2 protein-coding genes and 1 pseudogene are annotated in these 2,489 nt (G+C 27.0%); all 3 read right to left on the bottom strand.

Annotation, left to right across the window (positions count from 1 at the left end; all coding sequences use genetic code 11):
• Positions 1-408: pseudogene (locus tag ACVC3Y_RS05875) on the bottom strand (MBOAT family O-acyltransferase); the annotation flags it as partial.
• A 66-nt stretch (positions 409-474) separates the two neighbouring features.
• Complete coding sequence (locus tag ACVC3Y_RS05880) at positions 475-1,377, bottom strand: hypothetical protein (RefSeq protein WP_452226362.1); 903 nt, start codon at positions 1,375-1,377, stop codon at positions 475-477.
• 2 nt (positions 1,378-1,379) lie between these two features.
• On the bottom strand, positions 1,380-2,489 hold a 1,110-nt coding region (locus tag ACVC3Y_RS05885), incomplete at its 5' end, for an MBOAT family O-acyltransferase (protein ID WP_452226363.1).

The following is a 2,489-nucleotide window of genomic DNA, read 5'->3' on the forward strand; positions in this document are numbered from 1 at the left end:
TAGCGTTTGAAAGGTGTAAAAACTAATTCCTACTGGTAAAATAATATGTAAGGTATTAGGTTGTATTTCACTTCCAAAAAAGGAAAAAGCAGCCGTGAAATTATCTACAAAAAAATTATAGTATTTAAAAAATCCTAAAAGTCCGATATTAACAAAAACACTAGTGTATAACAACTGTTTTCTTCTGGTAACATCTGCAGTCTTTTTTAAATAATTACCTATCCAAAAATCAACAAGGGTACTAAAAACAATAAGTGCCAAAAAGCGATAATCCCACCAGCCGTAAAACACGTAACTAGCTAACAACAACAAAATATTCTGCCTTTTTAGAGAATGCTTAAAAACAAACCAATAAAGGATAAAAACTATTGGTAAAAAAATCGCAAAATCTATGGAGTTGAATAGCATATATATTTAAGAAGAAATTTAATAGGATTTAAAACTTTTATACCTCTTTTTTATCATTTCAATAAATTATTGATTTAGTAAACCTAAAGTACTAATCTCACTAAAAAAAACTTTACTAAAATATTTTTTTCCATTATCATTAAGATGGTCTGAATCTTGAAAAAAATCGGGTTCAGTTACAAACCTAGCATCTTTAGAATAATCTAGATACTTAATATTAGTTTTTTTCTTCAGCTCTTCCACATAATTATAAAAATTCACTTCTAGCCATTGACTACTAAAATATTTATTATAACTCACAAAATAAGGAGGTGTAACTAAAATAGGTTGATAACCACTATTTATAGCATCTTCAATAAGTTCAATTGTATATTCAATATTTTTTTCAGGGTTAGAAAACACGCCTTCTTTTTTATGTTTTATAGCTCTTTCAACAGAGAACAAATCTAATTGTTCCTTTTTTGAAATTTTATTATTAGATACAATTCTATCCGCTTCTTTTTTTGAACCTTTACATGCATCAAAAAAATTCGATCTTATAACATTAAAATAAACATCTATTTTTCTTTTAAAAGAATATTCCCAAATACTATTTTTAGGTAAATAAAGATAAAAATCATTCACAAACGAGTTAATTTTATTTTTATCTGTTCTATTTTCATCTAATCCAAAGGAGAAATAAGATAATACTATAATAATTGTTGCTCTTTCATTTAAATATGGTTTTAAATAATTATAATTTTTCAAATCATAATATAAAGTATTAGAAGCTCTATTAAATGCTTTACCTTCAATTTCATTGTATACAAAATCGTGACCATGAGAATTCCCTAAATTAATAACATCATACTTTTCATTAATTGATGTGAATTTTTTAACATTATTATTTGTTTTTAAATGAAATAAAAAGACACAAACAACAATAACAACCAAATTAAATAACAAAATATTTAATACAAATTTTTTCATAACTAAAACTGAAAATATATAAATTCCTGAACTTTTCTCCCATATAGAAAAATAATCATCGTAATAATAAAATATATAGTCCACCTAATTCCTTTAGGATATTTTAACCAAAGTACTTCTATAGCATATTGTTGTCTTCTCCCTGCCCATTCTATAATTATAAACAGCACTATAAACACTAGTAAGGATATTGACTTTTTTTGTGGTATTTGAAACAAAGACATACTAAACAAGTTACTAATATAATCCATTGCTTTTACTACAGTTTCTGCCCTAAAAAAAATCCAAGCAATAGTAGTTAACAAAAACGTAAAAAGTATCTGAATAAATTCTTTTAACTTTGGAAAAACACTATTAAAAGCTACAATATCCGTATTTATACGATTCTTGTTTGCAAATAATAATGGTAAAAAATAGAGTGCATTTAAAGTTCCCCAAACAATAAAAGTCCAATTGGCACCATGCCAAAACCCGCTAACAATAAAAATGATAAAAACATTTCTAATTTGATTCCATTTACTTCCTCTAGAGCCTCCTAGTGGTATATATACATAATCTCGAAACCAGGTAGATAAAGAAATATGCCAACGACGCCAAAACTCTGCGATATCTCTAGAGAAATACGGAAATGCAAAATTCTGCTTTAGATTAAACCCAAACAATCTAGAAACACCTATTGCTATATCGCTATAACCAGAAAAATCACCATAAATTTGAAAGGAAAAAAATACTGCTCCTAATAATAATGTGCTAGCAGAATAGTTTTCATAATTTTCAAAAATAACATTCACATATTGCGCGCAGTTATCTGCAATAACCACCTTTTTAAATAAACCCCACAGTATTTGTCGTAAACCATCTACAGCTTTATCATATTGAAACTTTCGTTTTACATAAAACTGCGGCAATAAATTAGAAGCGCGTTCTATTGGACCTGCTACTAACTGCGGAAAAAAGGAAACAAAGGCAGTAAAGGCTATAAAATCAGTTGTGGGTTCTAATTTCTTTCTATATACATCAATAGTATAACTTAGCGTTTGAAAGGTGTAAAAACTAATTCCTACTGGTAAAATAATATGTAAGGTATTAGGTTGTATTTCACTTCCAAAAAA

The organism is Lacinutrix cladophorae, assembly GCF_053604645.1.

Excerpts from the sequence above, each read along its gene's own strand:
- ACVC3Y_RS05880 (WP_452226362.1), bottom strand. The coding sequence starts at position 1,377 with ATGAAAAAATTTGTATTAAATATTTTGTTATTTAATTTGGTTGTTATT.